The sequence below is a fragment of the Halorubrum sp. SD690R genome, from assembly GCF_005435035.1.
Taxonomy (GTDB): Archaea; Halobacteriota; Halobacteria; order Halobacteriales; family Haloferacaceae; genus Halorubrum; species Halorubrum ezzemoulense.
Map to the genome: position 1 here is coordinate 1 of NZ_SGTV01000134.1, position 462 is coordinate 462.

General features: G+C 63.9%; 1 protein-coding gene and 1 pseudogene. One reads left to right on the forward strand and one right to left on the reverse strand.

Going from position 1 to position 462, the window contains the following annotated elements:
- Positions 1 to 280 (forward strand): annotated as a pseudogene (locus tag EXE41_RS18745) (hypothetical protein); the annotation flags it as partial.
- A gap of 35 nt (positions 281 to 315) precedes the next feature.
- Here EXE41_RS18745 and EXE41_RS19815 read toward each other — a convergent pair.
- The coding region (locus EXE41_RS19815; protein ID WP_137691805.1) for a cation-translocating P-type ATPase at positions 316 to 462 on the reverse strand (147 nt) is incomplete at its 5' end.

Consider the following 462-nt stretch of genomic DNA (forward strand, 5'->3'; position numbering starts at 1 on the left):
CAACAGCATCCAGAAGTTCTGCTTGATCGCCGACGTCGTCACGTACCTCGTCGGCGTCGCGGAGAAGGAGCCGAGCGACTTCCTCGTCGAACAGGGACTGCTCGTCGGGACGAACGAGTACTTCGAGAAGAGCCACGTCCTCAAACGCGAGTACGAGGACGAGGAACACCCGTTCGGCTGGATGCAGGACGGCGTCTTCGAACTGTTCGCGGAAGCGGACCGACTGTACCGCTGGCAAACGGAGGAAGAACTGGTCGACGCGGCGGCCGAACTTCCCTGAGCCCCGATTCAGTGCTCTCGTGGGAGCGAGTGCGCCTACTCCTCGAGCAGCGGGCGCGAAGAGTTCGTCACGACCAGCAGGCTGCTCGCGGCCATCGCGACCGCGGCGAACAGGGGATTGAGCAGCCCCGTCAGCGCCAGCGGGATCGCGATCCCGTTGTAGCAGAACGCCCAGCCGATGTT